Annotated in this window: 21 protein-coding genes; 13 read left to right on the top strand and 8 right to left on the bottom strand. The window is 57.5% G+C overall.

Going from position 1 to position 24,375, the window contains the following annotated elements:
- Positions 1–18 precede the first annotated feature (18 nt).
- Complete coding sequence (locus VMJ32_07885; protein ID HTQ38932.1) at positions 19–1,893, bottom strand: sigma 54-interacting transcriptional regulator; 1,875 nt, start codon at positions 1,891–1,893, stop codon at positions 19–21.
- Between the two features lie 128 nt (positions 1,894–2,021).
- On the opposite strand from VMJ32_07885, the gene VMJ32_07880 reads away from it, so the two are divergent.
- On the top strand, positions 2,022–2,948 hold the full coding sequence (locus VMJ32_07880) for a sirohydrochlorin chelatase (GenBank protein ID HTQ38931.1): 927 nt from the start codon (positions 2,022–2,024) through the stop codon (positions 2,946–2,948).
- Positions 2,949–3,402: 454 nt separating this feature from the next.
- Positions 3,403–5,595 (top strand): carboxy terminal-processing peptidase, encoded by a 2,193-nt coding sequence (locus VMJ32_07875; GenBank protein ID HTQ38930.1) that lies wholly within the window; start codon positions 3,403–3,405, stop codon positions 5,593–5,595.
- Between the two features lie 99 nt (positions 5,596–5,694).
- On the opposite strand, the gene VMJ32_07870 is transcribed toward VMJ32_07875, so the two are convergent.
- A complete protein-coding gene (locus VMJ32_07870; protein ID HTQ38929.1) occupies positions 5,695–6,114 on the bottom strand; it encodes a hypothetical protein in 420 nt (139 codons plus the stop codon).
- A 27-nt stretch (positions 6,115–6,141) separates the two neighbouring features.
- On the opposite strand from VMJ32_07870, the gene VMJ32_07865 reads away from it, so the two are divergent.
- From VMJ32_07865 to trmB, 3 genes are all read left to right on the top strand, one after another.
- Complete coding sequence (locus VMJ32_07865) at positions 6,142–6,687, top strand: 3-hydroxyacyl-ACP dehydratase FabZ family protein (GenBank protein HTQ38928.1); 546 nt, start codon at positions 6,142–6,144, stop codon at positions 6,685–6,687.
- Between the two features lie 118 nt (positions 6,688–6,805).
- Complete coding sequence (locus tag VMJ32_07860) at positions 6,806–7,690, top strand: rhomboid family intramembrane serine protease (protein ID HTQ38927.1); 885 nt, start codon at positions 6,806–6,808, stop codon at positions 7,688–7,690.
- A gap of 52 nt (positions 7,691–7,742) precedes the next feature.
- Complete coding sequence (gene trmB, locus VMJ32_07855; GenBank protein ID HTQ38926.1) at positions 7,743–8,384, top strand: tRNA (guanosine(46)-N7)-methyltransferase TrmB; 642 nt, start codon at positions 7,743–7,745, stop codon at positions 8,382–8,384.
- 76 nt (positions 8,385–8,460) lie between these two features.
- Here trmB and VMJ32_07850 read toward each other — a convergent pair whose 3' ends face one another.
- The 5 genes from VMJ32_07850 to VMJ32_07830 all read right to left on the bottom strand — a co-directional run bounded on the left by VMJ32_07850 (position 8,461) and on the right by VMJ32_07830 (position 13,071).
- On the bottom strand, positions 8,461–9,906 hold the full coding sequence (locus VMJ32_07850) for an aldehyde dehydrogenase family protein (protein HTQ38925.1): 1,446 nt from the start codon (positions 9,904–9,906) through the stop codon (positions 8,461–8,463).
- Positions 9,907–9,980: 74 nt separating this feature from the next.
- A complete protein-coding gene (locus tag VMJ32_07845; protein HTQ38924.1) occupies positions 9,981–10,355 on the bottom strand; it encodes a four helix bundle protein in 375 nt (124 codons plus the stop codon).
- Positions 10,356–10,422: 67 nt separating this feature from the next.
- The gene (locus tag VMJ32_07840) at positions 10,423–11,556 is read right to left on the bottom strand and encodes a hypothetical protein (GenBank protein ID HTQ38923.1); all 1,134 of its coding nucleotides are present in this window, start codon (positions 11,554–11,556) and stop codon (positions 10,423–10,425) included.
- A gap of 60 nt (positions 11,557–11,616) precedes the next feature.
- Positions 11,617–12,504 (bottom strand): alpha/beta fold hydrolase, encoded by an 888-nt coding sequence (locus VMJ32_07835; protein HTQ38922.1) that lies wholly within the window; start codon positions 12,502–12,504, stop codon positions 11,617–11,619.
- A 99-nt stretch (positions 12,505–12,603) separates the two neighbouring features.
- Positions 12,604–13,071, bottom strand: a complete 468-nt coding sequence (locus tag VMJ32_07830; GenBank protein ID HTQ38921.1) for a hypothetical protein — start codon at positions 13,069–13,071, stop codon at positions 12,604–12,606.
- Between the two features lie 411 nt (positions 13,072–13,482).
- Between VMJ32_07830 and VMJ32_07825 the strand changes: the two genes are divergently transcribed.
- The 7 genes from VMJ32_07825 (at position 13,483) to VMJ32_07795 (ending at position 21,965) form a co-directional block, all read left to right on the top strand.
- Positions 13,483–14,040, top strand: a complete 558-nt coding sequence (locus VMJ32_07825; protein HTQ38920.1) for a hypothetical protein — start codon at positions 13,483–13,485, stop codon at positions 14,038–14,040.
- Positions 14,037–15,866, top strand: a complete 1,830-nt coding sequence (locus VMJ32_07820; protein HTQ38919.1) for a DEAD/DEAH box helicase — start codon at positions 14,037–14,039, stop codon at positions 15,864–15,866. Before VMJ32_07825 ends, VMJ32_07820 begins: the two co-directional genes overlap by 4 nt.
- A 122-nt stretch (positions 15,867–15,988) precedes the next feature.
- On the top strand, positions 15,989–16,864 hold the full coding sequence (locus VMJ32_07815; GenBank protein ID HTQ38918.1) for an ATPase domain-containing protein: 876 nt from the start codon (positions 15,989–15,991) through the stop codon (positions 16,862–16,864).
- 123 nt (positions 16,865–16,987) lie between these two features.
- Positions 16,988–17,518 (top strand): general stress protein, encoded by a 531-nt coding sequence (locus VMJ32_07810; protein HTQ38917.1) that lies wholly within the window; start codon positions 16,988–16,990, stop codon positions 17,516–17,518.
- A gap of 23 nt (positions 17,519–17,541) precedes the next feature.
- A complete protein-coding gene (gene mnmG / locus VMJ32_07805) occupies positions 17,542–19,428 on the top strand; it encodes a tRNA uridine-5-carboxymethylaminomethyl(34) synthesis enzyme MnmG (GenBank protein HTQ38916.1) in 1,887 nt (628 codons plus the stop codon).
- Positions 19,429–19,854: 426 nt separating this feature from the next.
- Complete coding sequence (locus VMJ32_07800; protein HTQ38915.1) at positions 19,855–20,436, top strand: response regulator; 582 nt, start codon at positions 19,855–19,857, stop codon at positions 20,434–20,436.
- A 119-nt stretch (positions 20,437–20,555) separates the two neighbouring features.
- Positions 20,556–21,965, top strand: a complete 1,410-nt coding sequence (locus tag VMJ32_07795; GenBank protein ID HTQ38914.1) for a HAMP domain-containing sensor histidine kinase — start codon at positions 20,556–20,558, stop codon at positions 21,963–21,965.
- A gap of 46 nt (positions 21,966–22,011) precedes the next feature.
- Here the strand turns inward: VMJ32_07795 and VMJ32_07790 are convergent, their stop codons facing one another.
- A complete protein-coding gene (locus tag VMJ32_07790; GenBank protein HTQ38913.1) occupies positions 22,012–23,664 on the bottom strand; it encodes a transposase in 1,653 nt (550 codons plus the stop codon).
- Here VMJ32_07790 and VMJ32_07785 point away from each other — a divergent pair.
- The gene (locus tag VMJ32_07785; GenBank protein ID HTQ38912.1) at positions 23,663–24,238 is read left to right on the top strand and encodes a hypothetical protein; all 576 of its coding nucleotides are present in this window, start codon (positions 23,663–23,665) and stop codon (positions 24,236–24,238) included. The genes VMJ32_07790 and VMJ32_07785 overlap by 2 nt on opposite strands.
- Positions 24,239–24,375: the final 137 nt, after the last annotated feature.

Below are 24,375 nucleotides of genomic sequence, written 5' to 3'. Positions count from 1 at the left end.
AATGGCAACACGCGGCACTCAGCGGTTAATGCCGTACTCTTCGATTTTGCGGTAGAGGGTGGCGCGGCCGATGCCGAGCAGTTTGGCGGCTTCGGGCACGTTGCCACCCGTGCGCTTCAGGGCTTCGCCGATGAGGCGGCGTTCCCAATAATCCAGGGCCAGGGTTTCCATTTCCGGCGCGCCGCTGATGTCGTGCAGGCCCAGGTCGCTGGCTTCAATCCGGTTGTCGCCGGCCATGACGACCGCGCTATCGATCACGTTGCGCAACTGGCGGACGTTGCCCGGCCAGTTGTAGGCGAGCAGCTTTTGGCGGGCCTCGGCGGAAATTTCCAGATGCGGGCGGCCATGCTGGCGGCGGAAATGATCGAGGAAATAATTGGCCAGCAGGTTGATGTCGCTGCCCCGGTCGCGCAGCGGCGGGACGACCAGCTCGAATACGCTGAGGCGGTAGTACAAATCTTCACGGAATTTTTTCTGGCGGACGTATGTTTGCAAATCCTGATTGGTGGCCGCGATAATCCGCACGTCGGCGGTGACTTCCTGCGAGCTGCCGACGGGCAAAAACGGATGCCCTTCTAAAATTCGCAGCAGCTTGGCCTGGCCTTCCAGCGTCATTTCGCCCACTTCGTCCAGAAACAGCGTGCCGCTGTCGGCCTGCTGGAAAAAGCCGATGTGGTCGCGGTCGGCGCTGGTGAAAGCGCCGGCCTTGTGGCCGAACAGTTGGCTTTCCATCAGCTCGTGCGGAATGGCCGCGCAGTTGACGCACAGCATGGGGCGGTCGGCCCGGGGACTGGCTTTATGAATAGCGCGGGCGACGAGTTCTTTTCCGGAGCCGCTTTCGCCGCGGATCAACACGCCGCCGCTGGCCTTGGCGAGCCGGCCGATTTTCGATTTCAATTCGCGCATGCCGGTCGAATCGCCGATCAGTTGGCCGAAGATCGACGATTTTTCCACGAGCCGTTGATAATCGGTTTCCAGCGCGCTTTGTTGGCGGGCGCGAACCAGCGCGATTTCCAAAATATGGGCCAGGGAAATGGCGAAATCGAAATCGCTTTGCCGAAATCGGCCTTGGGCCAAATAAGCGTGGACGGCGCCAAAGGTGTGATGTTCGCTGACCAGTGGAACACACAGCGCGTCGGCGTAATGGCCCAGGCTGTCGGACTGGGGGCTGCCGCGCTGCTTGGCAATCCACACAGCATGGCCTTTGCGGCAAACCAATTCGGTGAGCGAATCGCTGAGATCGGCGGGTTCGCGCGAACCTTCCGGGATGACAAACTTAGGCTTCAGGCGGCCTTCATCGTCGACCCACAAAAAACCCACGATGGAGGCTCTGGTTTGGGCTTGGAGCAATTCAATGGCGATGCGCACCACTTCGTCCGGTTGCGGGCAACCGAGCAGCTTGATGCTGAGTTGATAGAGGACGAGCAGTTGTTTGGCTTGTTCGAAATCGCGCACGGCGGCCAAGCCCAGCACGCCGGTATCGGTGAGCGATTGCCCGGCGTCGCGCACGGGAGTGTCGCGGACGATGGTGTTGGTGTACGTTTCCTGCGGCTCGGCGACGACGGCGGGGGGTTGATCGGCCAGGTGAAATTCGAACTCGTTGGAGCCGACTCGAATGTTGTGCCCTTCGGCCAGGACGGCTTCGTCCGTTTTTTGGCCGTTGACGAAAGTGCCGTTGCGGCTGCCGGCATCGCGGATGATCCAGCGGCCTTCGCCATCGAGCAGCACCTCGGAATGCACGCGGGAACAGAGCGGATCGCCCAGCACAATTTGGCAATCTTCACCGCGCCCCAAGCGCGTGGTAGCAGCCCGATCGAGTAAAAAATGCTCGCCGGCGCGTCCGCCGACGGTCATCGTGAAGTAAGCGAATTTTTGGGCGGTGGCGACAGGCACGGCGGGGTATAAAATGACGAATGTCTAATGACGAATGACCAAGGCTAAGATTCTCAGATCGGGAATTCTCAGTTCGAGATTTCTGACGGGATCACACAAACCACTACTATAGCAGGATTATCGTGTCGATGGGATTCCCGGCGAGCATACAAACGGCGAAAAAAGGCCTCCTTTTAGTGGGGCACGGGACGCAAAATTCCAACGGTTTGGCGGAGTTCTGGGCCGTGGCGCGGCAGGTGGCGGAGTTGGCCGGCGAGTTTTTGGTGGAATCCTGCTTTTTGGAATTGGCCGAGCCGAGCATTCCGGAGGCCTTGGAGCGATTGTTGCGGCAGGGGGTGGAACGGTTGACGGTAGTCCCGCTGTTGTTGTTCGCGGCCGGGCATGCCAAGCACGATATTCCGGCGGCGGTGCAAGAGGGGCTTTGTGGTCAGTGGTCGGACTTCGGCGAACTCAGTCGAGCCGTGGTCTGTGGCCAGAAAGGAAAGGTGGCGAAGCAGAAGGCAGAAGGCAGAGGGCAGAAGGCAGAAGATGGTTCGCGGGAAGAGTTGCAGGTCGAATTTCTCGGCGCGCTGGAATGCCACGAGCGGATCGTCCAACTATCGGCCCAGCGATTTGCCGAGGCATTACACGACCGGCCGCACGTTCCGGCGGCGGAAACTCTGCATTTATTGGTCGGCCGGGGCAGTTCGCATGCCGACGCCATTGCCGCTATGCAGCGGTTTGCGGCGTTGCGGGCGCAAGAGACCGCCGTGGACCGCGTGGAAGTTTGCTTTGCGGCCGTGGCCACGCCAACACTGAAGGAAGCGCTGAAGCGGGCGGCCTTGAGCGAATATCGGCGGATTGTGGTGCAGCCACATTTGCTATTCACGGGGGAAGTGCTGAGACAGATTGGAGAGGCAGTGAGTCAGTGGTCGGTGGTCGGTGATTGGAAAGAAGAAGGCAGAAAGCAGAAGGCAGAAGAAGAGGGAATGGAAAAGGAGTGGATTATCGCGTCGCATTTGGGGCCTTCTCCGTTGGTGGCGCAGGCGGTGGTAGAGATGGCGCGGTCCGCATAAAATGTAGTGGGATGCGGCCATCCCGGCGGCGTCTATGTATAGGCAGTCTCTGGCTGCCTAAGCTGCCCGCTTGTGAACATTTTGGGAGTGGCCCACCAAAAAATGCCCAAACTTCAAGCGATCTCAACAGTTGCAGGGTGCGTAACAATAGTCGGCATTCGATATTGCATCGCGGAACACGAGCCAGTAATATCGGTTTTAAGTCGTTAGTTATTTAGCACTTAGTAAATTTGCCGGCGGTTCCGGGCCGGTTCAGCATAAAGGAATATTCCCGCTTTGGCGGGAGCGACCGGCCGCCATCTTTTTCCATCCGGCAGAATGCTTTTCCCTGGGATTCTTGCCCGGCCAAAGTATGGTGTGGCCCGCGGTACTTCCGCAGTCCCGATATGATTGGGACTGCCTATAATGCGGTAAGGTTTCCCCAGAGTTTCCAAATATCATCGTGGAGAAGAGCATGAATCGCGCGACATACGGATTGGTCCATTACCGGCGTTTGCTGATTACGGGATTGCTGGCGGGGATGACGGTGTGGGCCGGCGGTTGGATCGCCAGGGCGGCGACGCAGGGACCGACTCCGCTAGCGTACGATCGGCAAATATCGCGGGCCGTGGCACGGCTGCTGGTGGACGACCACTTATCGAAGCAGCCGCTGAACGAGGAGATGTCGAAGCGGGCGTTCGCCACGTATTTGAAGATGCTGGATCCGATGAAAGTGTATTTCACGCAGGCCGACGTCGATGAGTTTTCGAAATATGAAGACACGATGGGCGACATGATTAAAAAGGGGGACGTGAGCTTCGCGTACACGGTGTTCGACCGGTTTTTGCAGCGCGTCGACCAGCGGCTGCTTTTGGTGGACGAGTTGCTTTCCAAGCCGATGGATTTTACCGTCGACGAAGACATGAAGACCGATCCCAAGCAGCTTACGTACGCCAAAGACGACGCTGAAATACGCGACAAATGGCAAAAGCGATTGAAGTTCGATTTGCTTTCCAAGAAGGCGGACAAAGTGGCCGACCAGGAAGCGCACGACAAAGTGGAGCGGCGGTATCACAGCTTTGCCAAGCGGATGCACCAAACGACCTCCGACGAGTTGTTGGAACGTTACCTGACGGCGCTGACGACCAGCTTCGATCCGCATACCGATTACATGTCTCCCAAGACGCTCGAGAATTTCGACATTAACATGCGGCTGCAGTTGGAGGGCATTGGCGCGGCATTGGAATTCGAATTGGAGGAAGGCTGCACCAAAGTGAGCCGATTGATTCCCGGCGGGCCTGCGGAAAAAGACGGCCGTCTGAAGCCGGAAGACCGCGTGATTGGCGTGGGGCAAGGCACGGACGGGGAAATTGTCGACGTGGCCGACCTGGATTTGAACGACGTGGTCGATTTAATTCGCGGCAAGGCCGGCACCGTAGTCCGATTGAAAGTGCAAGCGGCCACCGGCGGAACTCCGCGCATTATCGACATCACCCGGGCCAGCATCGAATTGAAGGATGAGGAAGCCCGGTCGGAAATTTTCCACACCGAGGCGCCCAATCCTAACCAGCCGAAGCCCAGCAGCGAGGAAATGGCGAAATCGTTGATTATCGAAACCGATGTTCACAAGCCCAATGGCCAACCGTACAAAATCGGGGTGATTGATCTGCCGAGTTTTTATATGGATATGAAAGGGGCCAAACTGGGGTTGAACGATTACCGTAGCACGACCCGCGATACGCAAAAAATACTGGACGATTTTAACGCCAAGGGAGTGGATGCCGTGGTGTTGGATTTGCGTCGCAACGGCGGGGGCTCGCTGGTCGAGGCGGTAAGCCTGACGGGGCTGTTCATCGACGAAGGGCCGGTCGTGCAGGTGAAAGATTCCGACGGCCGGGTGCAGCATTACGACGATACCGACAAGGGCGTGGCCTGGGCCGGCCCGCTGGTGGTGCTGCAAAGCAAGTTCAGCGCGAGCGCCAGCGAGATTTTTGCCGGCGCCATCCAGGATTATGGGCGGGGCATTATCGTGGGGGATAAAACCTCGCACGGCAAAGGGACGGTGCAAAGCCTGCTGGACGTGAGCGGGCCGTTTTTTGCCAACTTGCCGAATCCGCCGCAGTTGGGAGCGCTAAAAATAACGATTCAGCAATTTTATCGTCCCGACGGCGACAGCACCCAGAACCGGGGCGTGGTGTCCGATATCGAACTGCCTTCGCTGACCACGCATTTTGACGTGGGCGAGACGGATTTGGATTTTGCGTTGCCGTTCGATAAAATATCTCCTGCCGAGTACACGAAGGTGAACATGGTCGATTCAGGATTGCTGGATCAGTTGCGCGCGCGTTCGGCCGAGCGCATCCAAGGCTCGGAAGATTTCCAAAAGCTCGACAAAAAAATTAAGAATTACGTGGTGCAGAAAGACCGCAAAACCGTTCCGCTGAACGAGGAAAAATTTCTGGCAGAACGGGCCGCTTTGAATACGGAGGAAGAAGAGGAAAAGCAATTGGAACAAATGGACGATCCCAACCGGCCGGTCGTGAAGCGCGACTTTTACTTCAACGAAGTTTTGGCCATCACGCTGGATTACCTGCAATTGGGCAAAAAGTTGGCGGCCGCGGACAAGGTTACCAGCAGCAACCATCCGAGCGTTTCGCTGGGACAATGACGAGGGGCCGTTGGGACTGAGAACAGGAAACCGTGAGTGGATGAGCAGTGACGAGCGGCGAACGTTCGATTGGTGGGCAGCGGTTTTTGGTCATAATCGTTACATGTTCACAACCCCCGAGAGGAGTCGGGGGTTTTTTGCTGCGCCGCGAGCTTGCCAGTTGGCGATTGGAAGAGCGTTGATTTTGCCGGACACGATTTTGGGAGCAAGCAAGTTTGCCCGTGCGCGTTTTTGTGGGGTCGGAATTTTGGGGTGACACGGTATCTTGAGCTTGGCGTGGGTCCGCTTCACATGGGCCTGGGAAGATGGTAATTTGAACGAGTGCGGCACAGTTCTTTTGTGCCCAAGCCACACCAAGTTCGCACGAGGAGTAAACCGTTCATGGCCAAGCCACATCGCAATTTGAAAAAAGCCAATCACGGGGCCCGTCCTGCCAATAGCAAAGCCCGAAAGATGAAGCGGAAGCACATACGGACGTAGAAAGAACATGACGAATCCCGGCGCGCCGGGATTCGTCATTCGTCATTTCCCTCTGAGGGTTCCTGCGTGTCTGGCAAAGAGCTGATATTGGATTTTTCCGAATACGACGTGAACCACGTCGTGGCGGACATCGAGGAAATTCGGCGCTATAATTTGCAGCGATTTGAAATGGAGCAACTGACGGCCATTTGCCACTGCGATACGCAGCGGCAGATTTGCATTGGTTACAAAGAAATCACTCTCAACGAGTTTTGGGTTCGGGGGCACATGCCCAAGGCGCCGTTGATGCCGGGGGTCATCATTTGCGAAGTGGCCGCCCAATTGGCCAGTTACTTTGTGCAAAAATACGATTTGCTGGGAGCCAAAGTAGTGGGCTTTGGCGGGCTGGAGGAAGTCAAGTTTCGGGGCGGCGTGCTGCCGGGCGATCGGCTGGTGATGGTCGTCCAATTGTTAAAAGTCCGCCGCGGGGCCATGATAATCTGCCGTTTTCAAGGCTTTGTGAAAGAGGCGATGGTGGTAGAGGGTCGGCTGAAAGGCATTCCCTTGCCGCTGGATTTGGAAGCGCTGGGACTAAGCGTAGCGGCACCGGTGCCCCTGCCAGCACAGAACTGAATATGATTGAAGCCGTGCCGGCCCATCCCCGGGTTGCGGCGTTCCAGGGACCGGTTTTTCGCTCTGTCGTCCATCATGGCCAGCCTGGTGACGGCCAAAACTACTCCATCGCCTGGGCATGTTTCCATTTGCCGATACCATTCCGACGAAGCGCTGGGCCGTGGTCACTTATATTCTCGTGGCCCTTAACGTCGTTTCGTTGTTGTGGTTTATGAGCCTGCCGCCGCAGCAACAGGAAATGGTGACCGCGCAATGGGGATTTGTGCCGGCGCGCGTCGCGCAGGTTTCCGATCCGCACAAAATTGTCGATGTACAGATCGGCCAGCAGCAATTTTTGTGGTGGGGTCAAATTGTGGGGGTGCCCCGCGTGGTGCAATTGCGCGCCCAACCGCAACAGATTATGTTGTCGGCCGTAACGTGCATGTTCCTGCACGGCGGCTGGCTGCATTTGATCGGCAACATGATCTATCTGCTTTTGTTCGGCGATAACATCGAAGATAAGCTGGGGCATGCACTCTACGCGGTGTTTTATTTTGTGGGGGGATTGTCGGCCACGGCCGCGCATTGGGCCATGGACCCGAGCAGCGCGACGCCGATCATCGGGGCCAGCGGGGCGATTGCGGCGGTGTTGGGCGGGTATGCGGTGACGTATCCGCATGCGCGGATCAAAACACTGGTGATTTTGTTTTTGTTTGTCACGGTGATCGAATTGCCGGCCTATGTATTTTTAATTTTTTGGTTTGGGATGCAGTTATTCAGCGGCCTGGGAGCGCTGGGGGGACAAATGGCAGGGGGTGTGGCCTGGTGGGCGCACGTGGGGGGCTTTATTGTTGGGGCGGTGATGATGCCGCTGTTTTCCCTGGCTGCGCCGCAGGAGCCGCCTGAGGTGTTGGATGCCGACGAAGATTGGAACCGGCGGCACGGTTTCGGTTTGGAGTCCCCCGATGTTTCACGACGTCGGCCCGATTCGTACGATCCACGCTGGCCGGAAGGCTGGGACTAATTAGAAATGACGAGTCCCGACGCGCCGGGATTCGCCATTCGGATGATTCTGCATGTCACGCCGTTCGCTGCGAAAAATCGATCCGGCGCTGAATTTGTCGGAGCATTTGCTTGCGCCGGAGCGGTTGCCGCATCCGTGGGACTCCGTGGCCGTGTTTGGCCGCGCCGCGCCGTTGGAAGTGGAAGTCGGCAGCGGCAAGGGGCTGTTTTTAAGTGCCGCAGCCAGCCAGCGCCCGGAACACGATTTTTTGGGAATGGAAATCGCGGCCAAATATGCGCGGTTTTCGGCAGCCCGGCTGGCGAAGCGCGGGGTGGAAAACGCGCGGCTGATTCATGGGGATGCGCGGCGGGTTTTCGCGGAGTTTTTGCCGGACCAGTGCGCTGTGGCCGTGCACGTTTATTTTCCCGATCCGTGGTGGAAAAAGCGTCACAAAAAGCGGCGGGTGATGAGCGAGCAGTTTCTGCGTCAGGCAGAGCGGGTTTTGCGGCCGGGCGGCACACTTCATTTTTGGACCGACGTGGAAGAGTATTTTCAGACCACGTTGGAATTGATTGCCAGGGTGACACCATTGGTCGGCCCGCTGCCGGTGGCCGAACAGGCAGCGGCGCACGATTTGGATTTCCGGACCCATTTCGAGCGCCGCATGCGGCTGCACGGCGAGGCGGTCTACCGGGCGGAATTCCGCAAGCCGTAGCCAAATTAAATTGAACCGCAAAGACGCGGAGGCACGCAGAGCACAGACGACATTTCTCTGCATACCTTTGCGTTGATCATTTATTCGCCAGGGTCGCCACCCGGTCAGGTGGGAGTTGATAGGCCCTGGCGCGGAACAAAAACTCCACGATGCTCCCTTCGTGCGGCTGGAGCCAATCGAGCTTGGTGGTGGGAATTGGCCCGATGTTCAACCGATCGATATTCGTGGCATCGGTCAGTTCGCGTTGCCACTGCGGATTGTTGGTGATGGCCGTGCCGACGAGCGTGTAACCGATCGACTCGATCATTTTTTCCTGGGGGCAATTCACCACACTCACAAACGGGAACATGAATTCTTTTTTGGACGCCGCCAGCGTGGGCGATTCGCAGTGCAGCACCGTCGGCCGCAGATACGCGCACCGCTCCAGTTCCACCAGCCGCGGACCATACATCGCGGTGATATGTTCCACGCCGGCTTCGCGCAAGTCTGCCTCAATGCTTTTCCACACGCCTGCCGCTTGTCCGGGCACCGTGAACGCCGCCAGCGCCGCCGTCGGGTCTTCCGGCGACTTGGGTTCCACCGGGCCAATTCGCTTGGCAATCGCTTGGGCAATTTCCTGTGTGTGACGCGAGGCCCAAATGCTGGAGCAGTTGATGCACCCCCGTCCGCTGTTGACGAACACGCTCTCGACCATCACGTCGAGATATTTCTCCCACTCGTCAACCACATCGTCGCCCAGCAGAATTTTGCTGAACCCCGGCCCATGCACGCTGACTTTCGGATTGCCCTTGTACCGCTCCACCGTGGCTGTACCGCCGAAGATCATGCTCCGCTGGCAACTGGCCAGCACGGCCGCGCCGGCATCGGCCCCGCCGGGATAAATGCTAATCGCTTCCGCCGGAATGCCCGCCTGCACAAACGCCGCCGTCATGCGGTAGGGCGTCCACGGTTCTTGCGGCCCAGGCTTGAGCACCAAGCCCACTTGCATGGGAATCACCGGCAGCCACAGCGTATGCACGCCCGGCGAATTGGACGGCAACACCACCCCCAGCGCCGGCGCTTGGCACTGATAACTCACCACTACGCCACGGCTTTCTACACCGTAGCCGCGCGACAGTATTGCCAACGGTAGCCCGCGGGTGAGCGCATCGAGCATTTGCTCCATGTGCGTCAACACGAAGTGATTTTTGGCCATGTTGGCCTGGGCCATGTGTTCGGGCAAACCCGTGCTGGCCGACTGCTGCCGGGCAAACTGCTCGGGCGATTGCGTGCCATCGCCCATTGGCAGCGTGGCGCTCAAATACAAATCCGCCGCCTGTTTAATCCGCTCGATCAAGTCCTCGGGCTTGAAATCGAGCAGCGCCTTGCGGGCGTTCTTAGCATTGCGCATATCGCGCTGCAGCAAGGCTCCGTTCGCTTGGCTAACCGCCGCAATCGGCTCGCCGCTGATGAAATGAACCACCTGGTCCTTCTCCAGCGAATCGTACGGCTTGCCCCAACGGAGAACGGGAAGGTTGAGCATAAGTGCGGAGTGGGGAGTGGGGAGTGCGGAGTGGGGAGTGGGGAGTGCGGAGTGCAGAGTGCGGAGTGCGGAGTTTAAGAATCGGATCGACGAGAACTTTTTATCGATGCAACCACCATTGCAGTAATTTCATTGGATTCTTTCAACAACTCGATCAACTGTTCTTTCTTCATCAGCTTTGAATCTCCCAAAATATGTAGCCAAAATGCCGCCTCGTCGGATTCTTCCTCAACGATCCCTAATTTGGCTCGAAATTCAGCTGGACTTCTGGCCCGGCAAGCAGCTCTGTAATTTGCTCCCACCGAAGTGCCACAACGTAGTAATTGCCCACCGATGTGATCTGCCGAGCGTGACCGCGGTAAACTATCGACTAAGCGGATAACTCGCAAAGCAAATTGATAAGTCCGCGGTCGCAACTGCTCTTTCGATGCTTTATCGTTGGAACTCATTTTCCTTGCCCTGTTCGAAATTAATCCCGATTGAAAACTCCGCACTCCGCACTACCCACTCCGCACTCTAATACACGCCCACCGTGGTGGCTTCGGCCAGTTCATGAAACGGGCGCACGCCGCTGACGCCGTCCCAGGGATATTTTTCGTACGGCGGTTCACGTTCTCCTTCGTCGCGCTCCATGAAGCCGGGCACAAAAAACTCTTTCGTCAGCGTGGTCAATTTTGCCCGGCCGGTTTGGCCGTAGCCCACCACGTTGTTGTAATTTTTGAAATCCACCACTTCCACTACGGCCCGGGGTTGCGGCGCGTAGTAACTAATTTTGTAACCGTCGGCGGCGGTGACCGGCTTGCTGGCGGCCAGGCCCATCAGCGTGTTCCCGTAGGTGGGCGTCATGTACACGCCGCTTTGCTCCGGCGGCCCGCCCAGAAATTCTTCGACGGCAAACCGCGTCCATTGCGGGGTAAACTCCGTGCCGCCGCTGAAAATGCCGGTGATGCCCTCCTGGGGAATACTGGAGCCCCTCTTTTCCAATTCCAGCGCTAATGCCTCCAACAATTTTGGCGTGGTGAACATGCACTTGATGTCGTGACCGGCCCGCAAAATGGTAATCGCCTGTTCGATGCAGTGCTGCTTGTACGCTTCCAAGTGTTCCATCCACCCGCGCTTGATGAGCTTGATGACCCAGCGTGGATCCAAATCGATGCAAAAGCAAATGCCGCCGCGGTGCTGCGCCAAATGCTCTACGGCCAGCCGCAGCCGCCGCGGCCCGGATGGCCCCAACATCAGCCAATTGGAGCCGTGAGGAAAGTATTTTTCGGGGAGCGTTTGGCTGAACAGTTCGTAATCGATGCGAAAATCTTCACTGGCAATGCGGCTTTTAGGAATGCCGGTTGTCCCGCCGGTTTCGAACACATAAATCGGCTTATCGGCCAGCGCTTTGGGCACCCACCGCCGCACGGGACCGCCGCGGAGCCATTCGTCTTGGAACTCCGGAAACTTTTTCAAATCGTCGAAGGAGCGCACTTCCGTCAGCGGATTGAATTTCAACTCGCTCGCCTTCGCCAGCCAAAATGGGCAGCCCGTTGACGGATGAAAATGCCACTGCACGGTTTCGTACACGTGGGCATTCAGCCGGTCTCGGGCAGCGGCGACGAAAGCACTAAGATCGGCAGGCGAGGTCACTGGATTTGGCGTCATGCGGCGGTCCTAGGCGATTCAGTATCAGAAACAGCAAACAACTGATTTTATCGGCCGAACTTAGTTTGTCGCCAGCCACGCCCGAATTTTGTGGGCCAGCTCGTCGATTTGCCCCGTGTAAATGTGGTTGGCCCCGGCGATGGTCACCACTTGGATATTTTGCGCTGGTGAGACGGCGGCGGAAATATCTTCCGGCAGGCCGCAAAAATTCGCTTCCTGCAATTCAAGGCCGCCAAAAGCAAACAACGTGGACAGATGCAGGCGGTTCAACTCGCGCAGGAAATTGTATTTTTCGTCGGGGCCATATTTGTCGATGAAACTGGCGGCCGACGCCAAAAACCACAATGGCCTTTCGATCAAGGCATCACCGCGTCCAGCTGCGACATGTTCTTGAGCAAGCCGATACTGTGTCAGGAATTCTTCCCGCTTCTCGGAGGCCAAATAATGTGAATGCGACAACCGCGGCGGCGAAATTGCCACCAGTCGCGCCAGCGCCGGATGTTGAATTCGAGCGGCGGTATGCAGCGCCTTAATCGCTCCCAGGCTGTGCCCAATGAGCGCCACCGATTTGAACCCGCGCGACGCCAAAAACTCCAGCCAGGCAATCAAATCGTGCCGACAATCTTCCACCTGCTCCAGCGCCGAGCCTAATCGCCGTGGACCATGCAGCGTGCTGGCCACACTCACCACATCGTGACCGCGAGTGTTCACCCGCAACACGGCCAGACCATCGGCCAGCAGTTTGGGCGTAAGGCCCTCGAATAAAGTCGCGCCGTAAAAATTGCTTCCCGTACCGTGCACGCACAGCGCGGCATCGACCGGCGGTCGATGCTGCACGTTGGAGCCTCGCGAAACTACGGCGTGATCGGCATGCTTGGGTATAGCCAGGGCGCCATCCAGTCGCAAACCATCGGCCGTGCGCACTTGAACCAGTTCCACGTGAGACACACGTAAAATATCCTGAGTTGCTTCCGCCAAATCGAGGGGACCGTGGCCGCCTCCGCTTCCTCGCGGATGAGGCTCGGTATGGATGATGGTTTAGGCGCGTTATTGGGCGTTGGTCGGATTGGGTGCGCTGCCCAGTTGCGCCAATACCTGAAGCACGCCGTTTAGATGTGCTAGTCGAGGACCGTAACGATCGATGAATTCGTTCAAGAAAAACTCGCCGTCGATTAAGGCCTCGGGATTTTCGTTCACTTCAGCGGCTAAGGTGGCCAGGAACTCCGTTTGCACTTTGGTTAGCGCTTCCGACGCAATGCGGCATTTGTGCGCTAAGCGCGGATTGGCCTCTTTCCATTGCGAAAGTTCGCTGGCCCGCTGTTTTTGCGCGGCGCCCACCTGGGAAATCAATTCTTCCATCAACTCGTTTTGCCGATCCAAGGCCAACAAAATATCGTGCAACAGTTGGCTCTGTTCCAGCGAGTTGCCTGTAACCGGCGCTGGCGATGGAGTGGAGGCCGTGGTGATATCGAGCTGTGTATAGAGCTGTGCAGCGGTGCGGGTCGATTGCGTCATCGAAATGGAGCCCTGTGTCAGAAAAGTGTTAAACCCTTAATTTAACAACAAACCTCGGCGCATGCCACTACTTTGGCGAAGCGAGGCGGAGAAATCTGAAAGTGTCGGCTGCATCGGTCGGGAAAGCGGCCCACCGGGGCCATCCTGCCAGCCCCGCTTTACCGTCCGGTTAATCAACTTTGTGTCGGCGATGCCAAGGCTGTTCTGAAAGCGTTTTTCGCATTTGACCCGGCTATTTGCCTGAGACTGCGAAATCTAGCTGCCCAAAGACCACTCGGGCGAGCCGATAAATAAGGTGTTGAGAGGCCTCGGATCGATCACACGGAATCCCAGCAAGAGCAGCAGCTCCGAACAACCGTGCTAGCATCATAATACCGTCGACATCTTAGAAATTGGGGAATATATCTGCCCATGCCCGACGATCGCACCAGAGGCTGCCTCGGCTTTTTGAGCATTGTGGAACATGAAGTACACGGCCTATTCGGCGGTTATTTGTTGCTCAACGCCGTCGGCCAGCCGCTGGAATTCCATTGCACGGCCCCGGTGAAGCCCAATCGGGCCCAGCAAATTTTGTACGGTCCTACGCTGGAGCCGTATCTATACGGCGAGCAAATCGGCGCGACCCTATTGAATGCCACGCAGCGCCGGCCGTCGGTTTTGTTCGTGGAGCAAGTTGCCGCATTGGCGGTCCGGCAGCACATTGATGTGCCCACGGCGCTGGTCTGCGCAACCATTTCGCTTGCCAATTCGGCCGCCGCTGGCGAGGCCCCGATCGAGGTTCCCGGCGAGACCCCGGAATTCGTTATAAGGCAAAACCACCTGCGTGTGGCCGCCCGATTTGCCGCCGACCAGGCGCTCATTGTGCAGCGGTTAACCACGCTCGCAGATTTGTTCGATCTGTGCGAGCCGTTCGAGCGCATTCGGGCGGCCATCGACGAAGCCCAGCGTGCCAGCGCCAAAGCCGCATGAATCATCCCGCTGCCAACAGCCCTGCGGTTCACCAGGCAAGTCGCGCTCTACGTGTCACCAGTTTTTCCGCTTTGAGCGTGACACCGCCCGCGGTGCATGGCGTGCCGCTGGTTACCAAGGGGGCAGTGGAACTGCTTTCACCGCCGTTGGCGCTGCCGCGTCCGGGTGTGTTATCACCGTCCATCGTTTCGACCGGCCCGGCGGTGCGGAGTTTTAGTTTTTGTCTGCCGGCGCCGCCGACCGGGGCATCAAACAAGAAACTTTTCAGTCCTCGGGTAATCAGCCGGCGTGCCGCTTGGACCAGCGCTTCGGCAAGACGCGCCACAACTTCCACTCGGCTCCTGCCGCCGGCCGACGTCATCAAACTTTCCGACCGCTTGCGGTACGTGCTGCAGCCTTCGCTGGAAACATTGCTGGCGCGTCCCGGCGCTGCGGGGCTCGATTTTCCGCATCATCCGTTCCCCTATCAAATGCAGGGCGTGGCGTTTTTATATCCCCGTGTGTCCGCGGTGCTGGCCGATGAAATGGGACTGGGCAAAACCATGCAGGCCATCACGGCGCTGCGCATGCTGCTGCATGCCGGAGAAATTTGCAGCGTGCTGATTGTGTGCCCCAAACCGCTGGTGACGAACTGGCAGCGCGAGCTGGCGCAATGGGCGCCGGAGCTTCCCGTGGCGGTGATCGAGGGCGATCAATCCCGCCGCGCTTGGCAATGGCAACAGGCCGAGCCGCCCGTGAAAATCGCTAATTACGAATTGCTGTGCCGCGACGCGGAAATTGTTGCCCGGCATTCGCAGCCGTTCGATTTGGTCATTCTGGACGAAGCACAGCGCATCAAAAACCGCAGCGGCGTCACGAGCGAAGCCGTCTGCTCGATTTCGCGCCGCCGCAGTTGGGCCCTGACCGGCACGCCGGTGGAAAACTCGCCCGACGATTTGCTGGGCATTTTTGAGTTTGTCGCGCCGGGCAATTTATCGGGGAATATGAAGCCGCGCAGCCTTGGCCGGGCCGCCGGCGATTACATCATCCGACGCACCAAATCGCAAGTTCTGGCCGATTTGCCCCCCAAATTGTTCCGCGACGCCGATGTCGATCTTTCGCCCGAGCAGCGCGAAACCTACACGCTGGCCGAGGACGAAGGCGTGCTGCGGCTGACCGAGCTGGGGGACGCGGTCACCATCCAGCACGTCTTCGAGTTGATTTTGCGGCTCAAGCAAATTTGCAATTTCGATCCGGCGACCGGCGTCAGCGCCAAGCTGGAACGCCTGGCCGCCGATTTGGACGAAGTCGCCGCCAGCGGGCAAAAAGCCATCGTCTTCAGCCAATGGGTCGGCGCCGCCCAGCGGCTTCGCGGCCAACTGGCCCATTTGCACCCGTTGGAATATCACGGGCAAATTTCGCCCCGGCAGCGAGATGCCATTTTGGAACAGTTTCGCGCCGATCGCCGCCACCATGTGCTGCTGATGACCTACGGCGCCGGCGGCGTAGGTTTGAATTTACAATTTTGCGGTTACGTGTTTCTGTTCGATCGCTGGTGGAACCCGGCCGTGGAAGATCAGGCCGTCAACCGCGCCCATCGCATCGGCTCGGCCGGGCCGGTCACCGTCACACGCTTTTTAGCGCGCGACACCATCGAAGAACGAATCGATCAAGTGCTGGCCGAAAAGCGCGAACTGTTCGACACCATTTTCTCCGATGCCGCCCGGCCCCACGCCCTGGGCCTGACGCAGCAGGAAATCTTCGGCCTGTTCAATCTCCGCTGCCCAACGGGTACGATAGATTTGTCGGCGAATCCCGGCGCGCCGGGACGGCGTAATGCGTCCTGACAGCGTGCTAAACCGCAAGCGCGATTCCGATACGCATATTCTGTCACATTCCACACTCCCCATTCCGCATTCGTCATTCGTCATTCGTCATTCGTCATTAGGCATTCGTCATTTCCCCTCCTATGTCCCGTCTTTCTACTGGAGTTGCCGGCCTCGACGATTTGCTTGGCGGCGGGTTGCTGCCCGGGCGTCTCACCGTGGTCGTGGGGGCCACCGGCATCGGCAAAACGCAGTTGGGGTTGCAATTCGCCCATGCCGGACGAAATCAGGAAGGCCGAGCGGGTATTATTTTGGACCTGACCGCCCGGGGCGATTCGCAAAGCCAGGGTGAATACGCCCAGCGAATGTTCGATTGGAAACTGCAGCCGGCCAGCGCCGCCGCACCGCCGGCGCTCGACGATTTTTTCAATCCCGCTCGTCATTTCGGCGATTATTTGCATGTCTTCGATCGCCGGGGCAAGCGGGTCACACGAGCCGATTTGGACTTCGAAGCCTGGCACGACTGGCGGGCCGAACTAAACGCGCGGCTGAACGCCGCTATTGCTTTTTTCTACGGCAACTTTATCCACGGAGTCCGTCGGGCGGTAATCGACGGCGTGGAACCGGTCGGGCGGCCCAGCGATTCCATCCAGCTCGATCTGTTCGATTACGTTTACCACCAAATTCTGAGGAAAGAAGCCGACTGGGTGGCCCGCGATTTATTTCGGGAACGGTTCCGTGAATTCGCAGCGGCGGTAGCCGCGGCACATTACAATCACGAGCAAATTGGTTGCCTGCTGTTGTACACTTCGGCGGAAACGATGTTGGACGAACTCATTCGCCGGCCGCTGGATGAAGGGGATGTTCTGGCCAACGCCAATACCGTCATTCACCTGGGCAAAGTGCGGGACGGAGACAAAATCCGCCGGGCGTTGCATATTGCCAAACACCGGGGCAGCGCCGCCAGCGATCAAACCGTGCCGTTCGAAATCACCGCGCACGGCCTGCGGCTGGTATAAATGCCGCTTCGGACGTTATGATGTGACTCGCCGCACGACATAAGGTTTGCTGCTTCTATTGGTTTGGTTCAAGCCACTCAGCACTGACCACTGACCACCGATCACTGTCCACTGAGGTTTCCCATGCCCGAAGAATGCGTCGTCGCCGTTTACGAAAAGGCCGATCAAGCGAAAACGGCGATCGAGAAGCTCATCGCCTCCGGTTTTCCCAAAACCAACATTTCGCTGGTCACCGCCACGCTCAGCCAAGAACCGGCCGCGGTCAAACGCGCCTTGGAACTGGGGGACGAGGCCCATAAGGACGCCCTGATTGGCGGCGGCATTGGCGGCGTCATCGGTTTACTGGGCGGCGCTACCGTGATCTCGTTGGCCGGCACGGGCGCTATTATCGCCGGCCCACTGGGCGCGCTTACCGGCGTGGTGGTGGGTGGATTGATCGGCGCCATTCGCGGATGGAGCGTGCATAAAGATCACATACCAATGTACGAGAAAAAAATTAAATCAGGCCACGTCCTGGTCATTGCCCACGGCAACGATCCGCTGGCGCTGGCTAAGGCCGAAAAAACTCTTTATGCCACGAGCGCCGTCGAAGTGCGCCTGCACGCCGCCATCGACGACGCCGACGACCCCCGCGTCGACGATTTGGCGAAGTGACGTTTAATGTAAACGATTTCTCTATGTCCTCCTCGCCATACGATTTCGACGTGCTTGTCATCGGCGCCGGCCATGCCGGGTGCGAAGCGGCGTTGGCGGCGGCGCGCATGGGGGCCCGCACAGCGCTGCTGACCACCAACTGCGACACCGTGGCGCAAATGAGCTGCAACCCGGCCATCGGCGGCGTAGCCAAGGGGCAAATTGTGCGCGAAATCGACGCGCTGGGCGGGGCAATGGGACAGGCCATCGACGCCACGGGAATTCAGTTCCGCTTGCTCAACCGCCGCAAAGGCCCGGCCATGCACAGCCCCCGGGCGCAAGCCGACAAAAAAGCTTATCAGCAGGAGATGAAGCGGATTGTCGAGTCGCAGCCGAATCTGGTGCTGCGGCAGGAAGTGGTGGAAGATCTGCTAACGGAAGAGTGGGAAATGCGGAATGTGGAATGTGGAATGGAAAACAAGCAGTCTGAAATCTGCCGGCTTCCGAATTCCGAATTCCGGCCTCGCCGCATCAGCGGCGTAGGTGTGCGCGGCGGGGCCAAATACCGCGCTCGCGCCGTGGTTCTTACCACAGGCACGTTTCTGCAAGCCATCATGCACACCGGCGAAACGAAAACTCCCGGCGGCCGCGCCGGCGAGGGAACGACGTCTGGCATCAGCGGCGCGCTGGTGCGGTTGGGCTTCGAGCTGGCCCGTTTCAAAACCGGCACGCCTTGCCGCCTGAACGGCCGCACCATCGATTACAGCTGTTGCGAGCTGCAACCCGGCGACGACGATCCGCAACCGTTCAGTTTTCTCACTGACAAAATTTCGCAGCCGCAAATGCCGTGCTGGATTACGTACACCAACCAGGCGGTGCATGATCTGATTCGCGCCAACTTGCACCGGGCGCCCATGTACTCGGGCCAAATACAATCGCGCGGTCCGCGGTATTGCCCATCGATCGAAGATAAAGTCGTGCGCTTCGCCGACAAAGAGCGGCATCAATTGTTCTTGGAACCCGAGGGGCGCACCACGTTGGAAGTGTACGTGAACGGCGTTTCCACCAGCCTGCCCCGCGACGTGCAAGACGCCATGCTGCCGCTCATTCCCGGATTGGAACGGGCCGAAATCATGCGCTATGGCTATGCCGTGGAGTACGATTATGCTCCGCCGGTGCAACTGTGGCCCAGCCTGGAAACCAAACTTGTCGGCGGGCTGTACTTCGCCGGGCAGATTAACGGCACCACCGGTTACGAGGAAGCGGCGGCCCAAGGTTTAATGGCCGGCATCAACGCGGTGTTGAAGCTGCGCGCGGCAGAACCGCTGGTGCTGGCCCGCGAACAAGGTTATATCGGTGTGCTGATCGACGACCTGGTGACGCGCGGCGTGGACGAGCCTTACCGCATGTTCACCAGTCGCGCGGAATTTCGTCTATCGCTGCGGCAAGACAACGCCGACCGCCGCCTGACACCGCTGGGACGGCAGATTGGTCTGGTGAATGATGTGCGTTGGCAACAGTTCGAGCGTAAGCAAACGGCAATGGCGCGCGTGCTGGCATTACTGCAAATCACCAAGTCGGGCGAAACGCAGCTGGCCAAGCTGCTGCGACGTCCGGAAATCGGTTGGGCGGATTTGGTCGCCCAACTCCCGGAGCTTGCCCAAGTGCCAGATGAAGTAGCGCGGAGCATCGAATACGATCTAAAGTACGCCGGCTATGTGGAGCGCCAGGATTTGGAAGTATCGCGTTTACGGCGGTTGCAAGAAAAGCGAATTCCCGCAAGCTTCGATTACTCGTGCCTGGTTCAACTGCGCACCGAAGCCCGAGAGAAATTCGCCCGAGTGCGTCCCATGAGTTTAGCGCAAGCGAGCCGGATTAGTGGCATCACCCCGGCAGACGTGGCAGTTCTGCTGGTGCATCTGGAAGGGTGAGGCGCCGCGTAGCATTTTGGCCTGCCTTGAAAAAGAGGGGACAGCGGTCAAATCGATGCTTTGCGCAAGCTATTTGTTGTCCGGCGGTTGCGGCGATTGGATCAATCTTGACGCAATTCGCAAGATGGCTATAATTCGCATGGATGGCAAAATTGGTAAGCCAGGCGGTGTGGTTTCCAGTGAGCTGTCTCAGGGCAAATTCTACTTGCTCTGTGAATTGGTGCTGGCATGGTAGTATAGGATTCTAACGTCAGGGTTGGACGAGATGAAATTTTGCTGGTGAGGCCGCACGCCGTTGACGTGGCGGCGCTCGTCTTTGCGAAACATGGAGGACTAGGTACCCCGAGGCTTCTTGCGGAATAGATGCTAATCGTGGGTCCCGCTGAGACTAGCTGCGCCGCGGCTAGCGAGAGGGTAGTTTGCCAGATGAAAACCGTATTTACGACCGGCGAGGCTGCGAAAATTTGCAAGGTCAGCCAACAAACGATTATTCGCTGTTTTGATTCCGGACAACTCAAGGGATTTCGAGTTCCCGGCAGCCGTTTTCGTCGTATTCCCAGGGCCGAGTTGTACGCTTTTATGCGCGACAACGGCATTCCGACCGATGCCTTGGAAAGCGGGAAGCGGAAAATCCTGGTTGTCGATGACGATCAAGAACTGGTCGACCTGATTGTCGACGTTTTGGAAAAAGACGGCCGCTTCGAAGTGCGCTCCGTGAATAACGGGTTCGACGCCGGCATGATGGTCAAGGAGTATCGCCCCGACTTGCTGGTGCTGGACGTGATGTTGCCCGACATCAACGGCCGCGAGGTCTGCCAGCGCGTGCGGAGCGACAAAACCATGGACGACGTAAAAATCATCTGCATCTCGGGCATGATCGAAAACGACAAAATCGAAGATTTGAAAGCCGCCGGCGCCAATGATTTTATGCATAAGCCCTTCGAGGTGGAAACGCTGGTCGACCGCATCGGCGCGCTGCTTGATGTGGAATCGGTGACCACGGGTTGAAGTTGCACGTGCCGCCTGTCGGATGAATATCATTTCGAACTCCAAGCCCACGGGTTGCAACCCGTGGGCTTTTATTATTTTGGAGCGTGACATTTTTCCCCGCTTGAAGAAATATCGCCATGACTTCTCGCACTTTGTTGAGTCTACCGGCGATCGTTTACGACAGCCGACCATGGCGGCTGGCGTTGTGCGACGCATCCGCTTTGGCAATGCTGGAAGCCTTCACGGAAATCAGCGACGAGTGCCGCGCGAGCCGTTTGTGTGCCGTACTGGCGGTCGATCCGGCGTTTGCAATTTGGAGCGTGTGGTGTGCGGCAAAACAGGGGGACGGGGCGGGGCCAGCGGCACAACCTTTACCGGCCGATTTCCCGCGATCTATTTCCGGGCTGGCCGCCTGGTTGGCGCCGCGGTTACCCTTGTTGCTGGACTGGCACGATGCCGCAAGCACGATCGATGTTTCCGCTGCCCAGCATGGGCAGTTTGCAGCGCTGGTGGCGGAATCAGTCGCCGCAGCCCAAAACGCTCTGCGTTCTACAGGCAGTGAAGAACCGCTTTCGAATCCCCTCTATCTGGCAGCGCTAACTGCGCGGTGGCAGGACTGGCTGGCGGCTGCACAAGGGGGCGAAGCGGCACCGCTTGTTGCGTGGCCCACGTGGCCATTGGAAACTCCAGCCGCCGGCAATACCACTGCACCGGAAGCTCGCGCTAAGGCAGACGAAGCGTGGCGTCGCTGGCTGACAGAAATTCCCGCAGTTCATGCACTCCTCCCCTTCTTCGCCGCGCAGCTGCGCCGTCTGGCCGACTTGGAACAGAACTTCGAACAGCGTTTGCAAACGGCGAAAATGGAATCGCTCAGGGAGTTTGCCTATGGAGCGGGGCACGAATTGAACAATCCCTTGGCAAACATCGCCAGCCGTGCGCAAACGCTGCTCAAAGAAGAAACGCATCCGGAGCGGCGGCGGCGATTGGCGGCCATCAACACGCAAGCTTTCCGCGCTCACGAAATGCTGGCCGACATGATGCTGTTTGCCAATCCTCCGCAACCGGTGTGGGAGCGAGTCGATTTAACGGCCTTGGTTCACGAAGTACTCACTGGACTGGCCGAACAGGCTGCCGCCCAGCAGACGGCGCTGCATGCGCCAACCCGAATCGAACCCTTGCACGTTGAAGCGGACCCCGCGCAACTGCGGATTGCGCTGCGGGCCGTATGCACCAATTCGCTGGAAGCGTTAAATCAAGGGGGAAATGTGACCATCGAAATCTGCCGCAGCGATGCAGCGGAGGGAACCATCGAGCAACCCGCCGGCGCCGTTCAGATTGTGGTCAGCGACGATGGTCCCGGGATTCCCCCCGAAATTCGCGGCAAAATCTTTGACCCTTTTTTCTCCGGGCGGGAAGCCGGGAGGGGGCTGGGTTTCGGCCTCTCGAAATGTTGGCGGATCGTCAAGCTGCACAGCGGGCAGCTTGATGTGCAAGCTCCTCCGGGTCAAGGCGTTACGTTTACCATATCACTCCCCCAAACGCGTTAATTCCGCGGCCTGCGTTCACATAATATTGGGCTTTGCATTTTTATTCTCAGTTCAGGGATGATAAAGGTGCAGGTAACGAGCCTGCACTAAAATTCGGATTCACATTAAATTCGTGGATCGACTGGACAACACAGCACAGATTGTGACAAACGAACTTCGCCAGGACTTCATTCTTCATCGCGGTGTCTGTCTTGCTGCGCACACTGTCGCCAAACTTTGCCTTGACCATGCTGAACGTCGATTCGACGTTTGAGCGTTGATGATAACGGGCCATGAATTCATCCCGGTTGTATTGGAAGTAGTGGAATAGCTTGCCCCACAGACCGCCTCGTGCGGGTGACGCATTTCGCTTGAACGGAATCATCGGCGATGAACCGCAGTCAAGCGTGGCTTGCAAATTCGATTCACTGGAATAGGCTAAGTCCGCGCACACATCGTTGACGTTGAATCGGCTGGCAGTGGATTGCAGCAATGGCTGATACATCGTGCCATCGTTTGTATCTTTGTCGTGAATCTCCACAGCGGTAATGACGTTCGTTTTTACGCCGCACATAATATGTGCCTTGACCCAAGCCCGTTTGATTTTCAATTCACCGAACTTGTGATCGTACCAGCGGTCAAACCGGGAACTGCTAAAACCCGATGAATCAACGGCAAAGTTTGTTTCCAGCGCGCGGAGCGGGCTGGCAGTTGTCTCAACCAGCCAATTCAGCACCGGCGAAGTTTCGGGAGATTCCAGCACTTTGAATACAGCGTTAAAGTGCGGTACGCGCCCGATGTATCCCTTGGCCTGCGCGTCTGCCAAATCGCACATAAAGCGCCGTCCGCTGACGGTGGTAAATACCTTGAAGCATGCCGCAAACACAGCATCGCCCAATGGAATTGGTGGCCGACCGGGGCCGGTGTGCAGCGGTTCGGGAATCTGCTGGCAAAGTTCGTTTAGCAGAACTTGAAAGTGATTCTTTTCGGTAGTCTGGGCCGCATTGTAGGCTTGCCAGTTCTGGGGATAGCTTGGGCGCACCGTGCGGACAATCGCCATTTGGGTTTCCGTAACTGAACCATCCTCGTTAAATTCAAACTGTCGCTGATACACAATTTCGGCGGCATAAATGTGTTTACACTTATGACCGGCCTCTTGATGATCGGGGCAACTGCAAGACTGGGTTTTGCCGTGAATTGACACGGTGTACTTAATCCCATTGCCGGTTGCAGACGGAACCGACCAAGTACCGTTTTTCTGCTTGCGAATGTTGAAGCGGGCTGCAATTTCTAAACCCCTTGATTCCCTGGCGTCCATCGTCATTTCCCTTGTTAAACGGCTGTAGTTTACGTCCAGACGTTTAATATATAGAGAAACTTCGTTTACGTCCAGACAATTACTAAAATTCTTGACAAATTTTTTGTCAGGACGTAAAGTATGGGCATGAAGAAAGAACCTCCCAAACGTGGGCCGGGCCGTCCGGCCACTGGAACAGCTCCCATGCGTTATTTCAGGATGGACGATAAATCCTGGGATACGATCCAGCGTGGCGCAGAAGCGGGCGGAGAGACCGTATCGGCCTTTATACGCGACACGATGTTGAAGGCTGCCAATCGGCGGCTCAAGGCTGAATAGACCTATTCGCGTATTAGAAGCATTATACGCCGGCGAGAGCGGGCGGAATTGCGCTATTCGTAACTGCTTAGGCTGATTCAACATGGGAAAGCGTCTAAATATGGCTCATTTTCTTATTGACGCTGCGATTCTCGCAGTCGTCGTGTGCGGAATTTTCTTTTGGCACGAACTTCCGACTGCATCGTTTTGGATTGGATGCTCAGCGATAATCTTGTTTGTTTTAGGAATGGCATTTTTCATCCAAGCATCACTGCTAAACGAGCCTTTGCCAGATATAAACCATGCCAAAGCAAACGCAGGCCAAAGCGATAATGGACAAAATAGCCAGGGACCAGCCAGCAATCCGGTTGCCGTCCAGAACGAATCCGGTGCCAATGTACAGCAACACTCCGAAGAGCATGATCAACAGCGCACAGCAGAACATGAAAATAATAGGATTCATGGATTAGATGCCTCCGTTTTTGCTAGTTTGTTAATGGCTTTGTTCACTTTTTTTCTAGTGGTTTGCAGTGCAATTGGGTTTGCATATCAAAACCGGGCAATTAACGCAGCCAAGCAAGCAGCGGCGGCAGCGGAGCAAAATGCCACTTCGGCAAAAGAGGCCGTCGAATGGGCTCAAAAATCAACAAAGATTCAGGACTGCGCATATCTATATTGACTTGCCTTGATTTTCTGTACCAGGGGTTATGAAGGTAAGGGTCGGGTAACTCCGCTGTGCTGCTGGAGCGTAGGCGTAGCCGAAGCGGAAGCAGCACAGCGGGCCGCGAATTCTGCCGGGGTCACGTAACCCAGGGA

It is taken from the genome of Pirellulales bacterium, assembly GCA_035499655.1.
Lineage (GTDB): Bacteria > Planctomycetota > Planctomycetia > Pirellulales > JADZDJ01 > DATJYL01.
Note: the sequence above shows the minus strand (reverse complement) of the source record. Positions and strands in the feature narration are given on the sequence as shown.